This window comes from Streptomyces sp. NRRL S-244, from assembly GCF_000717915.1.
Classification (GTDB): domain Bacteria; phylum Actinomycetota; class Actinomycetes; order Streptomycetales; family Streptomycetaceae; genus Streptomyces.
The window spans coordinates 130679-154683 of the sequence record NZ_JOCX01000001.1; the positions used below are offsets into that span (position 1 = coordinate 130679).

Genomic DNA, 24005 nt, shown 5'->3' on the forward strand with positions numbered 1-24005 from the left:
CCGATCGGCCGCCGCGGGTCAGGCCGCCGTGGTGTGCCGGTCCGCGACCGTCAGCGCCTCGTCCAGCAGGGCCAGGCCCTCCTTGGCCTCGGCCTCCGTGATGGTGCACGGCGGCACGACGTGCGTCCGGTTCATGTTCACGAAGGGCCACAGGCCGGAGGCCTTGCAGGCCGCGGCGAACTCGGCCATCGGCGCGTTGGCCGCCCCGGCCGCGTTGTACGGGACGAGCGGCTCGCGCGTCTCCTTGTCCCGTACGAGCTCCAGCGCCCAGAACGCGCCCAGGCCGCGGACCTCGCCGACCGACGGGTGGCGCTCGGCGATCTCGGCGAGCGCCGGGCCGATCACGTTCGCGCCGAGGTGGGCGGCGTGCTCGACGACACCCTCCTCCTCCATGGCGTTGATCGTCGCCACGGCGGCGGCGCAGGCCAGGGGGTGGCCGGAGTACGTCAGGCCGCCGGGGTAGGGGCGGGTGGCGAAGGTCTCGGCGATGGCGCCGGAGATGGCGACGCCGCCGAGCGGCACGTACCCGCTGTTCACGCCCTTGGCGAAGGTGATCAGGTCGGGGGTGACGTCCCAGTGCTGGGCGGCGAACCACTTGCCGGTCCGGCCGAAGCCGGACATGACCTCGTCGAGGATGAAGACGATGCCGTGGCGGTCGCAGAGCTCGCGTACGCCCGCGAGGTAGCCGGCCGGCGGGGTCATGATCCCGGCGGTGCCGGGCACGCTCTCCAGGATGATCGCGGCGATGGTCGCCGGACCCTCGAAGGCGATGGTGTCGGCGAGGTGCGCGAGGGCGCGCTCGCACTCCTCGGCCTCGGTGGCGGCGTGGAACGGCGAGCGGTAGAGGAACGGGCCCCAGAAGTGCACGACCCCGGCGGCGGCCGTGTCGGAGGGCCAGCGGCGCGGGTCGCCGGTCAGGTTGATCGCGGCGGCGGTGGCCCCGTGGTACGAGCGGTACGTCGACAGCACCTTCTGCCGGCCCGTGTGCAGACGGGCCATGCGGACGGCGTTCTCGACGGCCTCGGCGCCGCCGTTGGTGAAGAAGACCTTGTCCAGGTCGCCCGGGGTCCGCTCGGCGATGAGGCGTGCGGCCTCGGAGCGGACGTCGACGGCGAAGCCGGGCGCGAGGGTGCAGAGCCGGGCGGCCTGCTCCTGGATCGCGGCGACGACCTTGGGGTGCTGGTGGCCGATGTTGGTGTTCACCAGCTGGGAGGAGAAGTCGAGGTAGCGGTTGCCGTCGTAGTCCCAGAAGTACGACCCCTCGGCCCCGGCGACGGCGAGCGGGTCGATCAGGGCCTGGGCGGACCAGGAGTGGAAGACGTGGGCGCGGTCGGCGGCCTTGACGGCCGCGCCGGCGGCCGCAATGTCTGCGGGGTTGCCCGTGGTGACGTGAGGGGTCATGCGGCCACGCTAAGAGTGCCCAGGTGGGAGGGGATATCGGCGGACTGTCTGTGGGTGGGGGCCGGGCCTCGGCAGTCTGTCGGCACGGAATGCGGAACGGAGTGCGGAACGGAGTACAGGAACCGAGTGATTGACAGCACACTGTCGAAGTGACAGCCTACTGTCATGCCGATGGAAGAGGCGATGATGGAAGAGGCGATGAAGATGACGACGTCCACTCCCCGCACCCGGCCGGTCCACCTCGCGGTGTACGACACGTACGCGGACTGGGAGACCGGCCACACCACCGCGCACCTGACCCAGCGCGGCCACCGGGTCCGTACGGTCGGCTTCGCCGCCGGAGCGCCGGTCACCACCATGGGCGGCGTCCGCATCCAGCCCGACCTGGCCCTCTCGGACCTCTCGCCCGAGGACTCCTCCCTCCTCATCCTGACCGGCGCCTCGCTCTGGGACTCCGGCGACGACCTGGCCCCCTTCGCGGCGAAGGCGCGGGAGTTCCTGGCGGCCGGGGTCCCGGTCGCGGCGATCTGCGGAGCCACGGCCGGCCTGGCCCGGGAAGGCCTGCTCGACGCGTACGCCCACACCAGCGCGGCCGCCGGCTACCTCGCGGGGCAGCCGGGCTACGCGGGCGCCGGGCGGTACGTCGAGGCCGACGCGGTGACGGACGGCGACCTGATCACGGCGGGCCCGACGGAACCGGTGGCCTTCGCCCGGGAGGTCTTCGCCCGGCTGGACGTCTACGGGCCGGAGGTCCTGGACGCCTGGTACCGCCTGTTCCACGACTCGGACGCGAGCGCCTTCCCGGTGCTGATGGCGGCGGGGGAGCGCGGCGATGCCTGACCCTTCGCCGGAACGGGCCCGGCAGGACCTGCTGAGCCGCACCGCACTCGGGGTGTTCGGCCTGAACGGCCGGTTCCTGGCGCTCTCCGAGGAACTGGCCAGACCGGCCGGGCTGACCGCGGCCTGGTGGCAGGTGCTGGGCGCGGTGCTCCGGGAGCCGCTGCCGGTGGCGGGGATCGCCCGGGTCATGGGCATCACCCGGCAGAGCGTCCAGCGCATCGCGGACCTGCTGGCGGCCAAGGGTCTCGCGGAGTACGTCCCGAACCCGGCCCACCGGCGCGCGAAGCTGCTCCGCCCGACGGAGGAGGGGCGCGCCGCCGTGGCCCGCATCACCCCGGCCCACGCCGTCCTGGCCACCCGCCTCGCGGAGGAACTGGGCGAGGCGGCCTTCGCGGAAACGGTCGAGGTCCTGGACCGCCTCACGAAGGCCCTGGACACCCTGCTGCCCGGGACGACTTCACCGCGGTGACCAGCGCCGCGTTCACCGCGGTGACCAGCGCCCCGTTCACCGCGGTGACCAGCGCCCCGTTCACCGCGGTGACCAGCGCCCGGTCCACGTCCCGGGCATCCGCGTGGCGACAACGCCGTGGGCGCGTACGGCTACCCCTGGCCCAGCCGGTCCAGTTCCTCCCCGATGGCGACGCGCAGCCCGTCGTGCCGGGGGCCCAGCTCGTGGCGACCGCCCCGCCAGTACTCCTCCTGCTCGTACCGCCACACCGGCACGCGGACCAGGTCGGCGGGCTCCCAGTCGTAGCGGGGCCAGATGTGGGCGTGGAGGTACGGGTCGGTGTTGCCCAGGATCTCGATGTTCACCCGCCGAAAGGCCGGGTCGAGCCGCCGGCAGGCCCGTTCGACGGCCTCGGCGAGCCGCTCCATGTCACCGAGGTACGCCGTCCGGCGCGCCCGCGGCAGATCCGAGAGCCGGGTCACTGACGGGTCGTCGGTCAGCAGCACCGCGTATCCGGGGAGGAACTGCCGGTCCCCGATCACGGCGAAGCCCTGGTCGAGGCGTCGCAGGACGGTCGGGTTCTCGCCCCGATGCGCGCTGCCTATACGGTCGTTGCGCCAGTCACCGTTGGTCATCCCGGGACCCTAGTCCACGCTCCCGGGGTGCATCCGCGGGAATGCACCGCGGGAATGCACCGCGGGGATGCATCCCCGGGGATGACCGGCCTCTTCGAGGGTGGCTCTCAGGTCTGCCCTGTCATACCTGAGAGCCATGCGGAAAGGGGGCTCTGCAGCGGGACGCCGACGATGCCCATCAATTCCTAACTTCGGAACCAGAGATGACGCGAGCACAGCCCCTCTGGATCGAGCGAAGGAAAAGGGACCCGCCATGACCCGCGCCGCAGGACGCCCCGTTGGACGCCTCGATCGACGCCTCGATGGGCGCACCGGCGCCGGTCGCCGTGCAGGACGACCCCGCGGCCGGCTGCGGCGCACCCTGCTGGCCGGGCTCGTCGCCTCGGCCGTCGTGCTCCCGGTATCAGCCGCCGCCTCTCCCGACGTCCCGGCTCCGGCGCCCGTAGCGCTCGCCGAACACGCCACGCTCCCCGACCGGTACGCCGCCCATCGTGCCAACCTCGCCGAGGCGGCCCGCATGGCGCAGGAAGCCGGCCGCACCGGCCGCGCGGCGAAGCTGCGCGCCATGGAGGCGGACGGCACCGCCCGGTTCCTCGCCTTCGACGGCCGCGGCAAGGGCCGGGCCGTCGAGGTGCTCGGCGATCTGGAGACCGCCGACCGGGTCGCCGTCCTGGTGCCCGGCTCCGACACCACGCTGGACACCTACCAGCGGTTCCGAGCCGGGGCCGTCGCCCTGCAACAGCGCCTCCAGGCCCGGCATCCCCGCTCCGCCGTGGTCGCCTGGCTCGGCTATGACACCCCCGGCACGGTCAGCGCGACCGTCCTGACCGCCGACCGGGCGGATGCCGCGGCCGCCGAACTGGGCCCCTTCCTCGACCGCTTGGGGCGGGCCGCCGCGCCCGAGGCCCGGCTCTCCCTGCTCTGCCACTCGTACGGGTCCGTGGTCTGCGCCCGGACCCGCACCGGCCCCGAAGTCTCCGACATGGCCCTGTTCGGCAGCCCCGGCACCGGCGCCGGTTCCGCCGCCGAACTGCCGACCGGCGCCCGGGTCTGGGCGGGGCGCGGCGGGGCCGACTGGATCGGCCATGTCCCCCATGTCCGCCTCGGCGGAGTCGGCTTCGGCACCGACCCCGTCGACCCGGCCTTCGGGGCCCGGCCCTTCACCGCCGGCCCCGGCGGGCACAGCGACTACCTCAAGCCCGGCACCGCGTCGCTCGACAGCCTGACCCGCATCGTCCTCGGCACCGCCACGGAGGCCCCCCATGCGTAAGCTCCGCGCCCGCTGGTCCGTCCTCGCGGACCGCATCGACGCCGGGACACCCGCCGACCGGGACCGGACCGTGGACGCCTTACGGGCCTTCGCCATCCTCGGCGTGGTGCTGGGCCACTGGCTGGTGACCGCGCTGACCACCGCCAACGGCGGCCTGAGCAACACCAGTCCGCTGGCCCACCTGCCGTGGCTGGCTCCGGTGTCCTGGGTGTTCCAGACACTGGCCGTGTTCTTCCTGGTCGGGGGCCATGTCGCCGCCCGCGGCCACGCCTCGGCGCGCGAGCGCGGGGTCCCGTACGGCGTCTGGGTCGGGCAGCGGCTGTCGCGGCTGTTCCGGCCGGTCGCCGCGGTGCTCGCCCTGTGGGCCGTGACGGCGGTCGGGATGCTGCTCGGCGGCGCCGAGCCGAGCACCGTCCAGACGCTGGTCAAGCTCGTCCTCTCCCCGCTCTGGTTCCTCCTCGTCTTCGCCGTGCTCACCGCCGCCACGCCGCTCGTGGCCCGGCTCAACCCCCTGTGGCCGCTGGCCGTGGTGGCCGGTGTGGACGTGTGGCGGTTCGGCCTCGGCGGGCCGGAGTGGATCGGCTGGGTCAATGTGGCCGCCGGCTGGCTCGTCCCCTACACCCTGGGCGCCGCCTGGTCCCGCGGGGCGTTCGCCCGGCGCACCCCGGCGGCCCTGCTGCTCGGCGCCGGCGCCGCCGCCACCGTCGGGCTTGTTCTCTGGGGCGGGTATCCGGCCTCCATGGTCGGCGTCCCCGGGGCCCCGATATCGAACCTGAACCCGCCGACGCTGGCCGCCGTCGCCTTCGGCCTGGCCCAGTGCGGGCTGGCCCTGCTGCTCCGCGGGCCGCTGGAGCGGGCCATGCGTCGGCCCCGGGCCTGGGCGAAGGTGGCGCTGATGAACCTGTCCGCGATGACGATCTTCCTGTGGCACCAGACCGCGATGATGGCCGTCACCGCCCTGGGGCTGCTGGCCCCCGCAGACCTGCCCGGGCTGCACACCGTGCCCGACTCCGCGCAGTGGATAGCCGCCCGGCTGCTGTGGCTGCCGGTGTTCGCCGCCGCGCTGGGCGTCTGCTGGGCCGCGTTCCGTACGTACGAGCAGGCCAGGCGGCCGAAGCAGAGCGCGGCCTCCCGGACCGCCTCCCGGACGGTCACCGGCTCCGGGACCGCGGCCCTCACCCTGCGGGCGACCGACGAGGTGATCCACCATGCCTAGGCTGGACGGCGTGAACGAGCAGAGCGGGCCGCCCGCCGTGGAAGCGCAAGCGCAAGCGGACTCCGGCAGGACCACCGCGCCGCGGGCCCGGCCCCTGCGGACCCTGGCCCACGACCTGCTCACCATCGAGCGGGACCCGCTGCCCAGGATGTCCCGGCCGCGCTGGCTGGCCCGGCTGCCGCACGCGGTGGTCATCTACGCCGCGGTCTTCTTCGGGTTCCTCACCGCGCAGCAGATGGGCGAGCACTACGACGACTACGGCGGCATCCCGCTGCTGGCGGGGATCCTGACCGGCGCGTCCATCGTCCTCGCGATGTTCCGCCCGATCGGCGGATGGTGGCTCGGCCTGCTGGCCGCGGGAGTAACCGCCTGGTCGATCCATGACAATGTCGGCCCCGGCCAGACCTGGCCCTGGATGCCCTCCGGGATCTTCGCGTTCGCACCCGTCCTGCTGCTGGTGGCCCTGCGGGTGCCGCCCCGGCTGACCGTCGCCGCGGTCTCCGTCCCCATCGCTCTGACCGGTCTGGCCGAGGTGCTGTTCAGGCCGGAGCACAGCCAGAGCAGCGTCCTGGCCGCACTTCTCCTCTTCGGCTTCGTCGGCCTGCTCGGATACGCCCTGCGGGCCACCCGCCTGGCCCGCGGAAAGCTCGTCGAGCAGGAGACGATCACCGAGGAGGAGCGGGCCCAGCGCACCCTGCTGGAGGAGCGGAGCCGGATCGCCCGCGAGCTGCACGACGTCGTCGCCCACCACATGTCGGTGATCTCCATCCAGGCGCAGGTCGCCCCGCACCTGGTGGAGAACCCCTCCGAGGAGCTCAAGGAGAACCTGGCGGGCATCCGGGAGAACGCGCTGGAGGCCCTGACGGAACTGCGCCGGGTGCTGGGCGTGCTGCGCTCCGAGCAGCCGGACGATCCGGCGAACCCGCACCATCCGCAGCCCACCCTCGCCGAACTGGACGGCCTCGTGGACAACGTGCGCAGCGCCGGCCTGGCCGTCACCACCGAGATCGCGGGCATCCGGCGGCCCCTCACCCCGGGCGTCGAGCTCACCGCGTACCGGATCGTGCAGGAGGCGCTGAGCAACTGTCTGCGCCACGCGCCCGGTTCGCGGGTGGAGGTCGGCATCGCGTACGGGCCGCGCGAGCTGCACCTGTGCATAGCCAACAGCGCCCCGACCCGGCCGGCCCCGCCCTCGCACGGCGCCGGGCACGGTCTGCTCGGGATGCGGGAGCGGGCGGGCATGCTGGGGGGCGAGCTCGCCGCCGGCCCCCGCCCCGGCGGAGGGTACGAGGTGAGCGCCGTGCTCCCGATGGATCCCGAGACGAAGAAGGACTGAAGAGGCGCATGAGCACTCCGGCCGACCCGATCAAGGTGATGATCGCCGACGACCAGATGATGGTCCGGCAGGGCTTCACCGTCCTCCTCAACGCCCAGCCCGACATCGAGGTCGTCGGCCAGGCCGTGGACGGGGCCGACGCGGTGGCCAAGGTCGCCGAACTCGGGCCGGACGTGGTCCTGATGGACATCCGCATGCCCGGGATGGGCGGCATCGAGGCCACCTCCGTCATCACCGCCGCCCCGGAGTGCGCCGTCAAGGTGCTGGTGCTGACCACCTTCGACCTCGACGAGTACGTGTACGAGGCGCTGCGCGCCGGGGCCTCGGGGTTCCTGCTGAAGGACGCGTCGGCCGACCAGCTCGCGGAGGCGGTCCGGGTGGTGGCGGCCGGCGAGGCCCTGCTCTCGCCGAACATCACCAAGCGGCTGATCACGGAGTTCTCCCGGATGGGGGCGCCGCGGGCGCCCTCGAAGGCGCGGATCGACGAGCTGACCGAGCGGGAGACGGAGGTGCTGTCGCTGATCGCGCAGGGGCTGTCCAACGCGGAGATCGCCGCGCACCTGGTGGTCGCCGAGCAGACCGTGAAGAGCCATGTGGGGCGGATCCTGGTGAAGCTGGGCCTGCGGGACCGCACCCAGGCCGCGGTGTTCGCCTACGAGACGGGTCTGGTCCGTCCGGCGGGCTACTGAGTGCCCCGGGTAGTACTTGAGGGGGAGGCCGGGATATCCCCATCAGCGGCGACGCGGACGAGGGGGCGGCCGACCTACGGTGTGGGTATGAGCGAGACGACCTCCCGGGCGAACCCCCGGACACCCGAGTTCCGGATGGCCTCCGGCCTGCTCCGGAGCGTGCGCCAGGATCTGATCACGGACGCCTTCGCGTACCGGCCGCTGGCGCCGATGCGCACCGACGGCCCGGTGACGCGGCGGCTGCCCGGGCGGATACGGCCGTACATGGCGTATCTGCCTCATGCGGTCGTCGGCTTCGTCGCGTTCTTCGTGGTGATGCTGACGTCCACGACCAGCGGGGAGTACGTCGTACCGAGCAGCTCCCTGGTGATGGGGCTGGTCGCGGCCACGCCGGTGCTGATGACCCTGGTGCGGCCCGTGGGCGCGTTCTGGGCGGCCATCGCCGCCACCGGGGCACTCGCGGTGGTCGGCTCCGGCATGAACGACGTGTGGCCCTGGACGCCGGGTGCCTTCGTCTCCTACCTCGCCACGGTGACCTTCGCCGCGATGCGGACCAGGCCCCGGGCGGCGGGCTGGATGTGGCTGATCACCCTGGGGGTCGGGATCGGTGTACCGGTCTTGCTCGGCCGTGGGGAGCCGGTCGAGGTCATGCCGATGGCCTTCCTCCTGGCGGTGTCGCTGCTGGTGGTGACGGTCCGCAACATCCGCAGGGAAGCGGAGCAGGAGGTCAGCGCGCAGCAGGAGGTCACGGCCGTCGAGCGGGACCGCCGGACGCTGCTGGAGGAGCGGACGACGATCGCGCGGGAGCTGCACGACGTGGTGGCCCACCACATGTCGGTGGTGGCGATCCAGGCGGAGGCCGCGCCGTACCGGGTGAAGAACCCGCCGCCGGAGCTGGAGGCGGCGTTCGCCACCATCCGGGAGAACGCGGTGGCGGCGCTGACGGAGCTGCGCCGGGTGCTGGGTGTGGTGCGCTCCGCTGACTACGAGGCGCCGGACGCCCCGCAGCCGACGCTGGCCTCGTTGGACGGGCTGCTGGCCAATGTGCGGGAGGCCGGGCTGAGCGTGGAGAAGACGGTGACGGGTGCGGTGCGGGAGCTGCCACCGGGCGTGGAGCTGTCGGCGTACCGGATCATCCAGGAGGCCCTGAGCAACACCCTGCGCCATGCGCCGGGGGCGGCGGCCTCGGTGGAGGTCTCGTACGTACTGGGCGGGTTGGGCATACGGGTGGTCAATGCGGCGGCGACCGGGAATGTGCGGCCCTCGCCGGGCGCGGGGCACGGGATCACCGGGATGCGGGAGCGGGTGGCCATGCTGGAGGGTGAGATGACGGCCGGGGGGACCGAGGCGGGCGGGTACGAGGTGGCGGTGTTCATACCGGTGCGCGGGCGACAGGGCGAGGCCCAGGACGCGGCGCAGGGGCCGGGGCAGTCGGCATGACGATCCGGGTGCTGATCGTCGACGACCAGATGATGGTCCGGGAGGGCTTCTCCGTCCTGCTGAACGCGATGGACGGTATCGAGGTGGTCGGCGAGGCGGTGGACGGCCGCGAGGCCATCGCCAAGGTGGCGGCGCTGCGGCCGGACGTGGTGCTGATGGACATCCGGATGCCGGTGATGAACGGGCTGGAGGCGACGCGGGAGATCGTGGCCTCCGACACGGACGCGAAGGTGCTGGTCCTGACGACCTTCGACCTCGACGAGTACGTGTACCAGGCGCTGCGGGCCGGGGCCTCCGGGTTCCTGCTCAAGGACGCCTCGGCCCGGCAGCTGGCCGACGGGGTGCGGGTGGTGGCCTCCGGTGAGGCGCTGCTGGCGCCGACGGTCACCAAGCGGCTGATCCTGGAGTTCTCGAAGCTGTCGACCCCGCCGAAGCTGGCGGACCCGGCGGGGATCGGGGAGTTGACGGAGCGGGAGACGGAGGTGCTGGTGCTGATCGCTCAGGGGCTGTCCAACGCGGAGATAGCGGACCGGCTCATCGTCGCGGAGTCCACGATCAAGACGCATGTGAGCCGCATCCTGGTGAAACTGGGCCTGCGCGACCGCACCCAGGCCGCGGTGTTCGCCTACGAGACCCGCCTGGTGACCCCGGCGTAGCGGGGTCACCAGGCGGGCCCGGCATGATCCGAAAGACACGGCCTAGACGGCGAGGAGTTCCAAGACGGCCCGTACGGCGTCGAGAACGGGCTGGCCGATCGCACCGACTGTGGCGGCGATGCCCGCGACGGCCATCAGCGCCCGGTGCCGCTCCTGCGGCGCCGCCGCACCCGGGCCGACCGCGAGGGCCGGGAGGGAGTCGTCGATGGACTGGGCGGTCAGCGGGGACACGTGGTCGCGCAGTCGCTCCAGCAGCACGATCAGTTCGCCGACGGCCTCCGCGAGGGCGGGATCGACCGGCTGGGCGGCGGGTTCCGAGCCGTGGTTGACCATGCCGATGTTGTGCGAGCCGCCGTGGATGTTGACGGCCTTGTCGAAGTAGTAGTTGTTCCCGCTCATGCGGTCGCCATCCCCACGTTGTTCGAGCCCCCGTACATGTTCACCGCGTCGCCGAAGTAGTAGTTGCTCGGGTTGCTGATCGTCAGCCGCTCCACCTGGACACGGAGTTCCGTGTCCGGGTTCTCGATCGCGTGGGCGATCTGGTGGACGAGCCGGTTCAGGTGGCCGGCCTCCCCGGTGACCAGCGCGGTCGATTGGCCGTTCGACTCGACGGCCAGGACGAAATGGGAGGCCGCGGTCAGCACCCCCATCATGTCCGCGAAGAAATAGATCGCGGCGACCACGCTGCCGAGCCAGACGAACACGAGGAGGGTGCTGAAGGTCTCGGTCTCATGAGCGAGGAAGTCCGCGATGGCGCCGAACAGTGTGAACCCCATCGCCGTCAGCAGGGTGATCGCCGTTCGCCTCAGGAAGGTCACGACGGCTTCCTTGCGCCGCGGATGCAGAACGAACGTGTACACACGGGCCACGTTCTGGAGCGGATAGACCGCCCCGCCCACCCACAAGAGCCGCTTGGTGACGCTCAGATCCAGACTTCCCGGCAGCCCGGCACCGGTGGCCGGAGGCGACCCCGGCGGGTTCTGCGGAGTCGGCGGCGGCGAGGCGGGCGGTGCCGGCGGCCGGTGCCACGGCCTCTGTGGCTGCTGAGGCACAGGTGGCTCTGTCGCTTCCATACATCCCCCTGAGATGGAACCGCATCGGAACGAAGCCTCATTAGGCCCCTGGCGCGCCGGCCCCACAAGGCGAGTTCCGGCCGCGCGCGGGGCCTTCCTCTACAGTGAAGGGATGGGCTTTGATCCGTGGGACGCCGCGTTTGTTGCCGATCCTTACCCTGCCTACCGGGAGCTGCGGGAGCAGGGGCGGGCGCTGTGGTGGGAGGCCACCGGGCAGTGGCTCGTGCCGCACTACGCCGATGTGAGCGCGCTGCTGCGCGACCGCCGGCTGGGCCGGACCTACCTGCACCGCTTCTCACACGAGGAGTTCGGCCGCGAGGCCCCGCCCCCGGGGCACGAGCCGTTCCATGTCCTCAACGACAACGGCCTGTTGGACCTGGAGGATCCCGCCCACGCCCGCGTACGACGGCTGGTGTCCAAGGCGTTCACCCCGCGGACCGTGGAGCGGCTCGCGCCCGCCGTGGACCGGCTCGCCCGGGAGCTGGTCGGGCAGCTCCTCGCCGACGGGGGCGGGGACCTGCTCACCGTCGTCGCCGAGCCGCTGCCCGTGGCGGTGATCGCCGAGCTGCTCGGGGTCCCGGAGGCGGACCGGGCCCCGCTGCGGCCCTGGTCGGCGGACATCTGCGGGATGTACGAGCTCCGTCCCGACGAGGAGACCGCGCAGCGGGCGGTCCGCGCGAGCGTGGAGTTCAGCGCCTACCTGCGCGAGCTGATCGCCGAGCGGCGCAAGAAGCCCGGCGAGGACCTGATCTCCGGTCTGATCGCCGCCCACGACGACGAGGGCCGGCTCAGCGAGCAGGAGATGATCTCCACCTGCGTCCTCCTGCTGAACGCGGGCCACGAGGCCACCGTGAACACCACCGTCAACGGCTGGTGGACCCTTTTCCGCCATCCCGAGCAGCTCGCCTCGCTCGATTCCGAAAAGTTGTCCACAGCTGTGGATGAACTCATGCGCTACGACACCCCCCTCCAGATGTTCGAGCGCTGGGTGCTCGACGACATCCGGATCGGCGACACCGTCATCCCGCGCGGAGCCGAGGTCGCGCTTCTCTTCGGGTCCGCGAACCGGGATCCCGCCCGGTTCGAGCGGCCCGACGCCCTGGACCTCGTACGGGCCGACAATCCGCACCTCAGCTTCGGCGCCGGGATCCACTACTGCCTCGGCGCCCCGCTCGCGCGGCGGGAGCTGACCGCCTCGTTCGGGGCCCTGCTGGCAGACGGCGTCCCGCCCCTGAAGCTCGTACGGGAGCCTCGGTGGCGGGACGGGTACGTCATCCGCGGTCTGGACGAACTCCTCGTGGAGTTCTGAGAGTTACGGGAATTCCGAGCGGGGTTACGCGGCCAGGTCCCGGCGGCGCAGCGCCGCCAGGCCGGCCGCCAGCAGGGCCGCCGCCAGCGCGGTCAGCACCAGCAGCGGGGCCCAGGCCAGAGCCTCGGCACCCGGCAGCTTGGGCAGGTGGGCGAAGGGCGAGAGGTTCAAGGCGGCCTGCGGGAGGTTCAGCGCCGGGCCGATCCAGCCCAGCGTCAGCGCACCCCCGGCCACCGCCCAAGCGGCCACCGCGTACCGCGGGGCGGCGCCGTGCAGGAGGGCCGCGAGGGCCCCGATCACCCAGACCGCCGGGAGCTGGGCGAGCGTGGCGCCCACCGCCGCACCCACGTCTTGGCCGTGCCCGATCCCCAGGCCCAGCCCCGCCAGCAGCAGGATCAGCGCCGAGCCGCCGAACGCCACCGCCAGGTGGCCGCCGGCCCAGCGCAGCCGGCCGACCGCGTTGGCGAGCAGCGGTTCGGCGCGCTGCCCCGACTCCTCGCCGCTCAGCCGCAGCACCGCCGAGACGATGTACAGGGCGGCGATCATGCCGAGCATCCCGGCCATCGTCGCGAGGAAGGCGTCCGCGATCCCGCTCTGCCCGCCCATCCGCTCGATGATCTCGCGGGTCCGTTCGTTGTCGCCGACCAGCTGCGTGGCCCCGTCCGTCATCCCGCCGAAGACCACCCCGGCCGCCAGGAACGCCAGGCTCCACCCGACCAGGCTCCCCCGCTGGAGCCGCCAGGCCAGCGCCCCCGCACTGCCGAGCCGGCCCTGCGCCGGGCCCGGCCGGGCCGGCAGGAAGCTCATGCCGACGTCGCGGCGCCCGGCCAGCGCGTACGCCGCCGCCACCTGCACCGCCACGGCCGCCGCGAACAGGGCGAACACCCACCAGCGTTCGGCCGCGAAGGCCCGTACGTGCTCCAGCCAGCCCAGCGGCGAGACCCAGGTCAGCACGCTCGAACCCCCGGCGCTCCCGGCGTCCCCGGCGGCGCGCAGTACGAACGCCGCGCCGATCAGCGCGCCCGTGAGCCCCTTCGCGAGCCGCGCGCTCTCGGTGAGCTGCGCCGCGATGGCGGCCAGGGCCGCGAACAGCATCCCGGTGGCGCCGATGCCGAGCCCGAGGGCGAGCGCACCGCCCGCCCCGCGCCCGGCGAGCCCGGCCGTCACCAGCAGCGCGGCCAGCCCGTTGGCAGTCAAGGCCGCCAGCAGTGCGGCCGTCAGCGGTGCCCGGCGGCCCACCATCGCGGCGGAGAGCATCTCCTGACGGCCCGTCTCCTCCTCCTCGCGGGTGTGCCGGACCACGATGACCAGGCTCATGATCCCGGCGAGCACCCCGGCGAAGATCCCGCCGCGCCATGCGGTCAGGGCGCCGATGGAGTCGCCGAAGGCCGGCCCGTACAGGGCGCGCAGCGAGCCGTTGGTGTTCATCGTGGTGAGCAGCCGGGCCCGTTCGGCGGCCGTCCCGTACACCGACTCCAGCGAGGCGGGCAGGCTGAGCACGAGCAGCGCCACGACCATGATCCAGACCGGCATCATCACGCGGTCCCGGCGGAGCGCGAGGCGCAGCAGCGTCCCGGTGCCGGCCAGTTGGTCCTTCATCGCGACACGCCCGCCTTCACGTCCGCACCGCCGCCGTTGCCACGCACGCCGTCCGCGTCGTCCGCGTCGTCCGCGTCGTCCGCGTAGTGCCGCAGGAAGAGCTCCTCCAGCGTGGGCGGGGTCGAGGTCAGCGAGCGCACCCCGGAGTCGGCGAGCGAGCGCAGTACGGCGTCCAGCTTGTCCGTGTCGGCCTGGAGGCGGATCTTCAGCCCCTGTACCTCCACGTCGTGCACGCCCGGCAGGTGCGCGATGCCGTTCGGCGGGCCGGCGAGCTCGGCGCTGATCGACGTGCGCGTCAGGTGCCGCAGATCGGCCAGCGTGCCCGTCTCCACCGTGCGGCCCTTGCGGATGATGCTGACCCGGTCGCAGAGGGTCTCGACCTCGCTCAGGATGTGCGAGCTGAGCAGCACGGTGCGCCCGGCGGCGCGCGCCTCGGCGACGCAGTCCTGGAAGACCTCCTCCATCAGCGGGTCCAGCCCGGAGGTGGGCTCGTCGAGGATGAGCAGTTCGGCGTCGCAGGAGAAGGCGGCGACGAGCGCGACCTTCTGCCGGTTGCCCTTGGAGTACGTACGCCCCTTCTTGGTGGGGTCCAGCTCGAACCGCTCGATCAGCTCGGCGCGCCGGGCCCGGTCCAGGCCTCCGCGCAGCCGCCCGTAGAGGTCGATGACCTCGCCCCCGGAGAGGTTGCGCCAGAGGGTGACGTCGCCGGGGACGTAGGCGACGCGGCGGTGCAGTTGCACGGCGTCGGCCCAGGGGTCGCCGCCGAGCAGCTCGGCGGTTCCGGAGTCGGCGCGCAGCAGGCCCAGCAGAACCCGGATGGTGGTGGACTTGCCGGAGCCGTTGGGGCCGAGGAAGCCGTGGACCTCGCCGGTGGCGACCGAGAGGTCGAGACCGTCCAGTGCGTGCGTGCGGCCGAACGCCTTGTGGAGTCCGGCGACGCTGATTGCCTTCGTCATGATTCTGAACGTACGCTACTTTCACAAACTTGTGAAGCTAGGGAAACATATAAAGTCAGGAGGGTGGCGGACGACATGGACACGGATGTACAGGCGCAGGACGTACGGAGCGACGAGGCGGCGGTCTCCCGCTTCGTGGAGCGGTTCGCCGCGCAGCTGACCGAGGCGGGAATGCAGCGGATGGCCTCGCGGGTCTTCGCGCAGCTCCTCGCGAGCGACAGCGGATCGATGACCTCGGCGGAGCTGAGCGAGGCGCTCCGGATCAGCCCGGCGGCGGTGTCGGGGGCCGTGGCGTACCTGACGCAGGTGACCATGGTCAGCCGGGAGCGGGAGCCGGGCTCCCGGCGGGACCGGTACGTCCTGCACAACGAGCTCTGGTACGAGACGTTCACCCGGCGCGACCAGGTGCTGAACCTGTTCGAGAAGACCCTCCGCGACGGCGCGGCCGGGGTCGGCGCGGACACCCCGGCCGGCGCGCGCATGGCGGAGACGGCGGCGTTCTTCGAGTTCCTCCAGGGCGAGATGCACGCGATGATGGACCGCTGGCGGGCCCACCGGGCCACCCTGGACCTCCCGAGCGCGTAGCGCCGCAGCTCCGTAACGCCTTGGCGCCTCAGCGCCCTGGCGCCGTAGCGCCGCAGCTCCGCAACGCCTTGGCGCCCAGGCGCCCTCGCGCCGTAGCGCCCGCCCTCCGCGACGCCCCGCCCTCCGCTACCCCCGCGGCAGCGTCAGCGACCAGGCCCCCGGCCGCAGGGTCCACGTACGGCGCCGCACCGGGCCCGCCACCAGCGCGTCCGCCCGGTAGCGGAAGTCCGAGCCCGACACCGTCACCGAGGCCGCCCTCACCCGCAGCGACGGGCCGCCGGCCAGCCGGACCGTCACCTCCGCGAGCCCACCGGACGGCCCCGGCACCATCCGCAGGTCCTCCACCGCCCGGTCCACGTCCACCAGCACCTGCCCGTCCGCCTCCACCCGCAGCCGGTGCCCCACCCGGGCCCCCGCGGGGACCAGCGTCCGCACCAGCGAGCGGTACGCGCTCCACACCGAAGGCACCGCCGGTCTCGGTGCCGCCCGGACGGGTGGAATCCGCAGATCCCCGAGCACCACCCCGTCGCTGTCGTCGACCAGCAGGTCCCGGGTCCGTACGGCGCCGTCCAGCACCGACCGCGCCGCCGCCACCGCCGACAGCGGAACGCCCAGCGACCGCGCCAGCCCCAGCGACCCCAGCTGCCCCACCGGAATCAGCGAAACGGCCCCGTCCCCGAGCCCGCGCTCGCGGTGCAGCAGCCCCACGGCCCGCACCAGCGCCCGGTCGTCGCCGACGATCACCGGCTGCCGATGGCCCCGGCGGGCAAGCGCCCGCGCAAACTCCTCCTGCGAGTCCGGGAGGCAGATTTTCGCCGCCGCCCCTGCCGACAGGACATCCTTCGCGATCCGCACGGACTCGCCGTCAAGACGGCGGGCGACCGGGTCGACGAGCACGAGCAGGCCGCCTACCGGCGCGCCCGCATGGCTCATGGTGGGCTCTGGAGCCGACACCTCGGTCCTTCCTCGGGTAGCATCTTTGTGCAAGAGGCCCTTGCGCTATTGCGCCAGGGCCTTCGTCTATTCCGGGGTACCGGTCCGACGGCTCAGCCTGCGGTGTACATCGTCGTACGCCCCCTGACCTTGGACATGCCCCATCCGGAAGAGGTGTACGCCTGTGCCCGCTCTTGTGCTGCTCGGAGCTCAGTGGGGTGACGAGGGCAAGGGAAAGGCCACCGACCTGCTCGGTGGATCCGTTGACTATGTGGTGCGCTACCAGGGTGGCAACAACGCCGGCCACACGGTCGTCGTAGGCGACCAGAAGTACGCGCTGCACCTTCTCCCTTCCGGCATCCTCTCCCCCGGATGCACCCCGGTCATCGGCAACGGCGTCGTCGTCGACCCGGCCGTCCTGCTCTCCGAGCTGCGCGGCCTGAACGAGCGCGGCATCGACACCTCCAAGCTGCTCATCAGCGGCAACGCGCACCTGATCACGCCGTACAACGTCACCCTCGACAAGGTCGGCGAGCGCTTCCTCGGCAAGCGCAAGATCGGTACGACCGGCCGCGGCATCGGCCCGACGTACGCGGACAAGATCAACCGCATCGGCATCCGCGTCCAGGACCTGTACGACGAGTCGATCCTCACCCAGAAGGTCGAAGCGGCGCTGGAGGGCAAGAACCAGCTCCTCGCCAAGCTCTACAACCGCCGCGCCATCGAGGCCGCCGCGATCGTGGAGGAGATGCTCCAGTACGCGGAGCAGATCAAGCCGTACGTCGCCGACACCACCCTGATCCTCAACAACGCGCTCGACGAGGACAAGGTCGTGCTCTTCGAGGGCGGCCAGGGCACCCTGCTCGACGTCGACCACGGCACGTACCCCTTCGTCACCTCCTCGAACCCGACCGCCGGCGGCGCCTGCACCGGCACCGGCGTGGGCCCGACGAAGATCAGCCGCGTCATCGGCATCCTGAAGGCGTACACGACCCGCGTCGGCGCCGGCCCGTTCCCGACCGAGCTGTTCGACCAGGACGGCGAGGACCTGCGCCGCATCGGCGGCGAGCGCGGCGTGACCACCGGCCGCGACCGCCGCTGCGGCTGGTTCGACGCGCCGATCGCCCGTTACGCCACCCGCGTGAACGGCCTGACGGACTTCTTCCTCACCAAGCTGGACGTCCTGACCGGCTGGGAGCAGATCCCGGTCTGCGTCGCGTACGAGATCGACGGCAAGCGCGTCGAGGAGCTCCCGTACTCGCAGACGGACTTCCACCACGCGAAGCCGATCTACGAAAACCTCCCCGGCTGGTCCGAGGACATCACCAAGGCCAAGACGTTCTCGGACCTCCCGAAGAACGCCCAGGCGTACGTGAAGGCGCTGGAGGAGATGTCGGGCGCCCCGATCTCCGCGATCGGCGTCGGCCCCGGCCGCACCGAGACGATCGAGATCAACTCGTTCCTCTAGGAGCGACCACGCCCACCACGTGAGAGGGGCGGTGCGCCACACGGCGCACCGCCCCTCTCGCGTTTCGGGAACCGGCCGGGAACTAGCTGGTCTGGTACCAGGCGATCAGGTCGACGATCAGGTCGATGTCCGTCCAGCCCTGGTTCCAGAAGTCGATCATGCCGCCCTTGCCCCCGGACGTCTGGACCAGGTTCGGCACGGTCGCACCCGCCGTCCAGTTCACGGACGAGGAGACGGGCCGCTGCGGCGTGACCGCGGTGCCCTTCACGTAGTCGGGCCACGTGTTCGGGTCGGCGGTGACCGAGAGGAAGCCCGACCCGGTCGTGTTGGTGACCGTGGTGTTCAGTACCCAGCCGTCGATGTCGGAGTTCGTCGTATCGGCGTCGAACCGCTCGGGGAGCATCGTGCGGGCCGGCACCGGGCCGGCCTTGCGGCCCCAGCTGTCGATGCGGGTGTCGATGACCCGGTACGGGCCCCCGAGGCACACGAGGGCCGCCCTGCTGTCGGTGCTGTAGTAGCCGACCACGTCGGCCACCACGTCGGCCCGGTCCCAGCTGCCGTTGCGGATGGTGATCTTCCCGTCGGGGCCGACCGGCACGATCACCGAGTTGGCGACCGTCTGACCGGCGGAGAAGTTCAGGCTCGACGTGGACGGCGCCGCCTGCCCGCTCGGGTAGGCGGTGAGGTGCCCGGCCGCCCGCGGGTTGGTGGCCGTCAGGTTGAGCGCCACGGCGGTGACGCCCTTCGGGACGCCCCCGCGCCCGGCGACGTCGAGCCCGAAGCTGCCGTAGCCGGGGACCTGCCCCTTCGCCGTACCGATCCCCTCGCGGGTGTCGACGGCGCGGACCGGGTTCAGCGTGGTGTAGCCGCTGGCGACCGACGCCGTGAAGTAGCCGGTGACGTCCGCGAGCAGGTCGACGGAGTCCCAGCCGCCGTTGATCAGGTGGACGGACCCGTCCTTGCCGACCGGCACGATCACCTGGTTCGCAACGGTCTGCCCCGCGGCGTAGTTCAGGTTCGACCCGGTCTCGAAGCCGTCCTTGTCGGGCTGGACCACGACGTGGCCCGCTCCCGCGGCGTTGGTGGCAGTGACGTTGAGGACCACTTCGGTGGCCCCGGCGGGGATGTTGGCGGCGCCCGCGACCTTCAGGACCACCGAGCCCCGCCCTGCGACCTTGGCCTGCGCGGCGCCGAGACCGGCGCGGGTGTCCAGCAGGCGCGTGGGCGCGTGGGCGGTGTACTCGCTGCCCGAGGTGACGAAGTCGAGCCGGTTCACGGCCTGGGCGCCGTGCGTGGTGTCGTTCACCGTGACCGTGATGGCGTACGAGCCGACGGTGGCGTACTTGTGCTGGGTGTTGCGCCGGTCGTAGCCGGTGCTGGAGGCCGTGACCTTGTCCGTGGTCCCGTCGCCCCAGGCGATGGTGATGTCGAGACCGGCGGCCTCGCTGCTGATGCGCGTCGTCAGGTCGACCGAGTGCGCGGTGGTGGCGGTGGCTTCCAGGTCGATCGCGAGGTACGCGGCGGCCTGTGCGGCCTTCCCGCCCTGCGTGCCCTGCGCGCCCTGCGCGCCCTGCGCGCGTGCGGTCCCCCCGGACCCGGACGCGGAGCCGGCCAGCGGCGTGACCACCGTACGGTCGGCCGGGCTGGAGAAGGTCTTGCCCCCCGGCAACGACCCGCCCTTGCCCGGGTTCCCCCCGGTCGTCGCGGCCACCCCGTGGCCGGCGGCGGGAGCGACAGGACCGGCCGCCACGGCCGGACCCGAGACGAGGCTTACGCCCGCTGCCACGAGGGCGGCGGAAAACATGAGACGGCGACGGAGCACCGTACCCCCCTTGGTCTGGTGCAGAACCCTGAACGGGTTCGAAATCCCGTTCAGCGTACAGACAGCTCAGCGGCTTGATCCACAGGGTTCTCGTCCGGAACCGAGCAGGGCGTCGACGGCCGCCTTGATCCGGTCGACCGGGACCTCGCGGGCCGTGAGGTGCTCGAAGAGGCTGGGGACGAAGGGGGCGAGGAGCAGGTGCGCCAGCACCGGGGCGTCCGCCTCCGGGCGGGCCCCGCGGAGCAGCATCGCGACGTGCGTGTGCATGGTCAGGTACGCGCCGCTCTCGTACCGGGCGCCCGGCGACGCGGCCTCCGCCACCGCCATCACCGCCCGCTGCTCCACGAGCCGTTCGGCCAGGGTGTGCAGGAACGCGCGCAGCCGTACGTCGGCCGGCGCGTCGGGGCCGAGCGGGGCCGGCCCGCTCAGGAAGGCCTCCTGGAAGCGCCGCTCGTCCTCGTCGAGCAGCGCGAACAGCAGCCGGCTCACATCGCCGAAGCGGCGGTAGACCGTCCCGACCCCCATCCCCGCGGCGTGGGCGACGGCGTTCATCGTCACGGCGTCCGGCCCCTGCTCGGCGACCAGCTGCGCCGCCGCGTCCAGGATCTTCCGCCTGTTCCGGGCGGCGTCCGCGCGCTCGGGCGGGGCCTGCCCCGTGACCGGGAGTTCGATGCGGCTCATACGCAGAGGCTACCGGACAGCCCTTGCCAACCGGATACCCATCCGCTTTACTTTCACTCGTCGAAGCGAAACGGATAGCAATCCGGTTAGGTCACACCAGGGAGTCCCACCATGAGTGCCAAGGTCGCGGTCATCTACTACTCGTCCACCGGAAACGTCCACGAGCTCGCGAAGGCCGTCGCCGAAGGCGCCGAGAAGGCGGGCGCCGAAGTCCGCCTGCGGCGGGTGCCCGAGCTCGCCCCCGACGCGGCCATCGACTCCAACCCGGCCTGGCGCAAGCACGTCGAGGACACCAAGGACGTCGAGATCGCCACCCTGGACGACCTCACCTGGGCCGACGCGTACGCGATCGGCTCGCCGACCCGGTACGGCAACATCGCGGGCCAGCTGAAGCAGTTCCTCGACACCACCGGCGGCATCTGGCAGCAGGGCGCCCTCGCCGACAAGCCGGCCACCGGCTTCACCAGCGCCCACAACGCGCACGGCGGCAACGAGTCCACGCTGCTCGCCCTCTACAACACGTTCCACCACTGGGGCTCGGTCATCGTCTCGCCCGGCTACACCAACCCGGTCGTCTACGGCGCCGGCGGCAACCCGTACGGCACCTCACACCCCGGCGGCAGCGGCGCCGTCAGCGAGGAGACCCTGACCGCGGCCCGTTACCAGGGCGAGCGCCTCGCCACCTTCGCCGCCCGTCTGGCCGCCACCGCCACCGCCACCGCCAACTAGGCCGGAGCCGGCCATTCCAGGAATGGCCGGCTCCGGACACGTGGCAGATCTGATCTCGTCAGGTCAGGTCAGCGGCTCTCGGTGAAATAGCCGAGCAGGTCCGTGATCACGTGGTTGCTGCCGCCCCAGCTGTTGAAGACGCTCACCTTGCCGTCCCCGACCGGAGTCGTGACGTGGTTCGGGACGGTGAGGCCGGGCAGCGTGTTCAGGCTGCTCGCGTCCGTACGGGCGCTCCCGTACCCGTGGACGGTCAGGAACCCGGCGGCGGAGGTGTCGGTCGCGGTCACGTTCAGCACCGCGCCCACCGCACCGGACGGCAGCCCGGCCACGGTCGTGGTCGCACCCGGGGCCAGCTTGCCGGTGGTCCGGGTGTCGCCGAGGCGCTTGGGCACGATCGGCGTGAAGAGGGCCTTGCCGTCCTTGCCGTAGTAGCCCACCGCGTCCACGACCAGGTGCGTGGAACCGGCGTTGTTGTAGAGCGTGATCGTCCCGTTCGGGCCCACCGGCACGATGGCCTGGTTGGACTTGTCCTTGCCCGGCTCCGGGTTGAGGTTCGACGTCGCGGGCCGCTTCGCCGGGTCCGGGTAGGCGATCACGTGCGTGTCCGAGATCGCCCCGGTGCCGGTCAGGTTCAGCGCGACCGCCGTGGCGTCGGCGGGGATCCCGCCCACACCGGCGACCTTGACGGTGCGCGTCTGGCCGCCGGCCAGCGCGCCGGCCGTCCCCGTACGGGTGTCGGCGAGACGGGTCGGGGTGACCGGGCTGAAGCGCTGCCCGATGTTCGGCTGGTAGTAGCCGACGAAGTCGACGATCAGCCGCGCCTCACCGGAGTTGAGCCGGAACCACACGGAGCCGTCGGAACCGACGGGAACGGTCACCGTGTTGGACGACGTACCGCCCGCGCGGACGTTGACGTTCGAGGTCGCCGGACGGTCCTGGCGGTACGGGGACACGCTGAGGTGGGTGTCCTCGCTCGCCCCGGTGACGGTCACGTTGAGGACCGCGGCGGTCATGCCGCCCGAGAGCGCCCCGCCGGCCGGCAGGCGCGTGGACCAGGGCTCTCCGCCGCGCAGCGACCAGAGGTAGGTCCGGGTGTCGACGATGCGGAAGGGATCGGTGGCGACGTAGCCGGACGCCGGGTAGTCCACGCGCACCGTCTTGGTGACCGTGGACGTGGCGCCCTTGATGTCCTGGAGCTTGACCGTCACCTTGTACTCGCCCGGAATGGCGTACGTGTGCTGCCCGGGGGAGTTGTAGTCACGCGCCTCGAAGCTGCCGTTGCCGTCGCCGAAGTCGACCAGCATGCTCAGCACCGGCCACGGCGCCACCGTGGACCGCGGGTCGAGCCCGATGGTCAGCGGGGGGACGTGCTCGTCGGGGCTGTCCGAGGTCGGCAGGACCGGCGGGGCGGTGAAGTCCGTGGCCAGCGGCTTGTCGGCCGCGGTCACCTTGACCGGCTTCTCGGTGGTGGCCGTCCGGCCCACCCCGCTCACCGCCGTCACCTTGACCACGTAGTCGCCCGGCGTGGCGTAGGCGTGCGAGGCGAGGGCCTGGGGCGCGTCGCCCTGCTGAGCGACGACCGGCTGCGTACCGTCGCCGAAGTCGACGCGGTAGCTCATCGTGGAGGGCCACTTGCTGTCCGACGAGGCCTTCACCTCCACCTTGGTCCCGGCCGGCGCCCAGCTCTGGTCGATCGACATCGTGGCGCTGCTGAGGCCGTCCTGGCTCTCGTAGGCCCCGCGGTCGAGGTACCCGCCGTTGCGCCCGGTGTTGGGGACCCGCGGGTCGTCCGTGGTCGGGTAGCCGCTGAAGTCGGTGGGCAGTACGCCCGGCGCCGTCGGGTCGGCGGAGTCGATGGTCGGAGAGCCGTCCATGGTGCCTACGCCTGCGGACGACGGCGTCAGGATGTCGTGCGCGCCCTGCCCCGTGCCGGCCTGGAAGGCGGCCGGGTCCTTGTACGCGGTACCGGACCAGCTGTACGCCGCCTCGGGGCCGGCGTTGCCGGCGACCAGGTTGTAGTCGGCGCGGGTCCCCGCCGTCGCGCTCTGCGCGACCAGGATCGGGTTGCGCGCACCGTCCGAAGTGCAGTACCCGCCGCGGGCGTAGGTGGAGACCACGTTGTTGAACACGGCCGAGCCGGTCGAGTTCCCGCCGAGCGCAAGGGTGGCCGAGCAGAGACTCCGGAGCGTGTTGTTGGTGACGACACTGCCGGGCGCGTCCGTGACGCTGAGCGCCGACGCGGAGACGCCGGAGATCTGGTTGCGGGCGAGCACGGTGTTCCGCGAGCCGCCGTCGACCCGGACGCCTTGCAGCGAGCTCCGGGTGATACGTACGTCGGCACTCCCCTCGCCGACCACGACCCCCGAACCCCCGGCCGCGTCCCGGCCCGCGCTGGCGACGATCCGGTCCAGCTCGACATCGCTGGACCGGCCGACCTGGAGGGGCGCGGCGAGCGTGATGCCGCGGACCACCACGTGGGACGCACCACTGATGGTCAGCCCCCTGCCGGAGTGGAGGTTCACCCGGGCCGCGGAACCCGTCTCTGCGTCGGCCACGAAACCGATGGGCTTGCCGGGCTCGCCGGAGCGGTCGATCGTGACGGCCTCGTCGTACGACTTGCCCGGCTTGATCCGCACGGTCTGGCCCGGCGCCACGACCTTGGCGGCCGCCGAGATCGTGCAGAACGGCACGGCCTGTGAGCCGGATCCACTGTCGGAGCAGTGGGAATCGTCGTGATTGCTCACGTAGAGGGAGTCGGGGGCATCGGCGGCCGTGGCCACCGGTATGCCGAGGAGTGTGACCAGACCTGCGGTCAGCAGGACGGCCGTACGAGTGGGGCGCACCAGCAGGAGTTCCTTTGCGGAAAGATGACCAAGGAGGTCATCTTCCGCTGTCCGAAAGCCGATGTCACCTCGGTTC

Annotated in this window: 22 protein-coding genes; 12 read left to right on the forward strand and 10 right to left on the reverse strand. The window is 72.2% G+C overall.

The genetic code is table 11. The annotated features are described in order from the left end of the window. Positions 1-18: 18 nt before the first annotated feature. The gene (locus IF02_RS0100640) at positions 19-1401 is read right to left on the reverse strand and encodes an aspartate aminotransferase family protein (RefSeq protein WP_030152826.1); all 1383 of its coding nucleotides are present in this window, start codon (positions 1399-1401) and stop codon (positions 19-21) included. 204 nt (positions 1402-1605) lie between these two features. On the opposite strand from IF02_RS0100640, the gene IF02_RS0100645 reads away from it, so the two are divergent. Together IF02_RS0100645 and IF02_RS0100650 are read left to right on the forward strand one after the other, a co-directional pair. Continuing rightward, entirely contained in the window at positions 1606-2241 is a 636-nt protein-coding gene (locus IF02_RS0100645) for a DJ-1/PfpI family protein (protein WP_030152827.1), read from the forward strand. Continuing rightward, entirely contained in the window at positions 2234-2710 is a 477-nt protein-coding gene (locus tag IF02_RS0100650; protein ID WP_030152829.1) for a MarR family winged helix-turn-helix transcriptional regulator, read from the forward strand. Before IF02_RS0100645 ends, IF02_RS0100650 begins: the two co-directional genes overlap by 8 nt. A gap of 131 nt (positions 2711-2841) precedes the next feature. Here the strand turns inward: IF02_RS0100650 and IF02_RS0100655 are convergent, their stop codons facing one another. Then, positions 2842-3324, reverse strand: coding sequence for an HIT family protein (locus IF02_RS0100655; RefSeq protein WP_030152831.1), 483 nt, complete (start codon positions 3322-3324; stop codon positions 2842-2844). Positions 3325-3715: 391 nt separating this feature from the next. Here IF02_RS0100655 and IF02_RS0100660 point away from each other — a divergent pair, with 391 nt between their 5' ends. The 6 genes from IF02_RS0100660 to IF02_RS0100685 all read left to right on the forward strand — a co-directional run bounded on the left by IF02_RS0100660 (position 3716) and on the right by IF02_RS0100685 (position 9931). After that, positions 3716-4594 carry an alpha/beta hydrolase gene (locus tag IF02_RS0100660; protein ID WP_420708061.1) on the forward strand — a complete coding sequence of 293 codons (879 nt, stop codon included), beginning with the start codon at positions 3716-3718 and terminating at the stop codon, positions 4592-4594. Beyond that, a complete protein-coding gene (locus IF02_RS0100665) occupies positions 4587-5810 on the forward strand; it encodes an acyltransferase family protein (protein WP_078621774.1) in 1224 nt (407 codons plus the stop codon). Before IF02_RS0100660 ends, IF02_RS0100665 begins: the two co-directional genes overlap by 8 nt. 10 nt (positions 5811-5820) lie before the next feature. Continuing rightward, a complete protein-coding gene (locus IF02_RS0100670; protein ID WP_234318047.1) occupies positions 5821-7146 on the forward strand; it encodes a sensor histidine kinase in 1326 nt (441 codons plus the stop codon). 8 nt (positions 7147-7154) lie between these two features. Further along, positions 7155-7835 carry a response regulator gene (locus IF02_RS0100675; RefSeq protein ID WP_030152837.1) on the forward strand — a complete coding sequence of 227 codons (681 nt, stop codon included), beginning with the start codon at positions 7155-7157 and terminating at the stop codon, positions 7833-7835. 87 nt (positions 7836-7922) lie between these two features. Further along, positions 7923-9275, forward strand: a complete 1353-nt coding sequence (locus IF02_RS0100680; protein ID WP_051695380.1) for a sensor histidine kinase — start codon at positions 7923-7925, stop codon at positions 9273-9275. Further along, the gene (locus IF02_RS0100685; protein WP_030152841.1) at positions 9272-9931 is read left to right on the forward strand and encodes a response regulator; all 660 of its coding nucleotides are present in this window, start codon (positions 9272-9274) and stop codon (positions 9929-9931) included. The genes IF02_RS0100680 and IF02_RS0100685 overlap by 4 nt, the downstream gene beginning before the upstream one ends. Positions 9932-9973: 42 nt before the next feature. Here IF02_RS0100685 and IF02_RS0100690 read toward each other — a convergent pair whose 3' ends face one another. Next, entirely contained in the window at positions 9974-10330 is a 357-nt protein-coding gene (locus IF02_RS0100690; protein ID WP_030152843.1) for a hypothetical protein, read from the reverse strand. Then, positions 10327-10875 (reverse strand): DUF6232 family protein, encoded by a 549-nt coding sequence (locus IF02_RS0100695; protein ID WP_037835318.1) that lies wholly within the window; start codon positions 10873-10875, stop codon positions 10327-10329. The genes IF02_RS0100690 and IF02_RS0100695 overlap by 4 nt, the downstream gene beginning before the upstream one ends. 241 nt (positions 10876-11116) lie before the next feature. On the opposite strand from IF02_RS0100695, the gene IF02_RS0100700 reads away from it, so the two are divergent. Continuing rightward, on the forward strand, positions 11117-12313 hold the full coding sequence (locus IF02_RS0100700) for a cytochrome P450 (RefSeq protein WP_030152846.1): 1197 nt from the start codon (positions 11117-11119) through the stop codon (positions 12311-12313). Between the two features lie 24 nt (positions 12314-12337). Here the strand turns inward: IF02_RS0100700 and IF02_RS0100705 are convergent, their stop codons facing one another. After that, the gene (locus IF02_RS0100705; protein ID WP_030152847.1) at positions 12338-13912 is read right to left on the reverse strand and encodes an ABC transporter permease; all 1575 of its coding nucleotides are present in this window, start codon (positions 13910-13912) and stop codon (positions 12338-12340) included. Then, positions 13909-14868, reverse strand: coding sequence for an ABC transporter ATP-binding protein (locus IF02_RS0100710; protein WP_078621775.1), 960 nt, complete (start codon positions 14866-14868; stop codon positions 13909-13911). Before IF02_RS0100710 ends, IF02_RS0100705 begins: the two co-directional genes overlap by 4 nt. A 75-nt stretch (positions 14869-14943) precedes the next feature. On the opposite strand from IF02_RS0100710, the gene IF02_RS0100715 reads away from it, so the two are divergent. Next, a complete protein-coding gene (locus IF02_RS0100715; protein WP_051695510.1) occupies positions 14944-15453 on the forward strand; it encodes a GbsR/MarR family transcriptional regulator in 510 nt (169 codons plus the stop codon). 126 nt (positions 15454-15579) lie between these two features. Here the strand turns inward: IF02_RS0100715 and IF02_RS0100720 are convergent, their stop codons facing one another. After that, positions 15580-16386 (reverse strand): diacylglycerol kinase, encoded by an 807-nt coding sequence (locus tag IF02_RS0100720; RefSeq protein WP_078621776.1) that lies wholly within the window; start codon positions 16384-16386, stop codon positions 15580-15582. A 184-nt stretch (positions 16387-16570) separates the two neighbouring features. Between IF02_RS0100720 and IF02_RS0100725 the strand changes: the two genes are divergently transcribed. Beyond that, positions 16571-17854, forward strand: a complete 1284-nt coding sequence (locus IF02_RS0100725; protein ID WP_030152855.1) for an adenylosuccinate synthase — start codon at positions 16571-16573, stop codon at positions 17852-17854. 82 nt (positions 17855-17936) lie between these two features. Here IF02_RS0100725 and IF02_RS32880 read toward each other — a convergent pair whose 3' ends face one another. Beyond that, a complete protein-coding gene (locus IF02_RS32880; protein ID WP_158708422.1) occupies positions 17937-19640 on the reverse strand; it encodes a PKD domain-containing protein in 1704 nt (567 codons plus the stop codon). A 102-nt stretch (positions 19641-19742) separates the two neighbouring features. Further along, on the reverse strand, positions 19743-20357 hold the full coding sequence (locus IF02_RS0100735) for a TetR/AcrR family transcriptional regulator (RefSeq protein ID WP_030152859.1): 615 nt from the start codon (positions 20355-20357) through the stop codon (positions 19743-19745). A 111-nt stretch (positions 20358-20468) separates the two neighbouring features. Here IF02_RS0100735 and wrbA point away from each other — a divergent pair, with 111 nt between their 5' ends. Next, positions 20469-21086, forward strand: a complete 618-nt coding sequence (gene wrbA / locus IF02_RS0100740; RefSeq protein ID WP_030152860.1) for an NAD(P)H:quinone oxidoreductase — start codon at positions 20469-20471, stop codon at positions 21084-21086. 68 nt (positions 21087-21154) lie between these two features. Here wrbA and IF02_RS0100745 read toward each other — a convergent pair whose 3' ends face one another. Continuing rightward, positions 21155-23929 (reverse strand): PKD domain-containing protein, encoded by a 2775-nt coding sequence (locus tag IF02_RS0100745; protein ID WP_030152862.1) that lies wholly within the window; start codon positions 23927-23929, stop codon positions 21155-21157. Positions 23930-24005 lie beyond the last annotated feature (76 nt).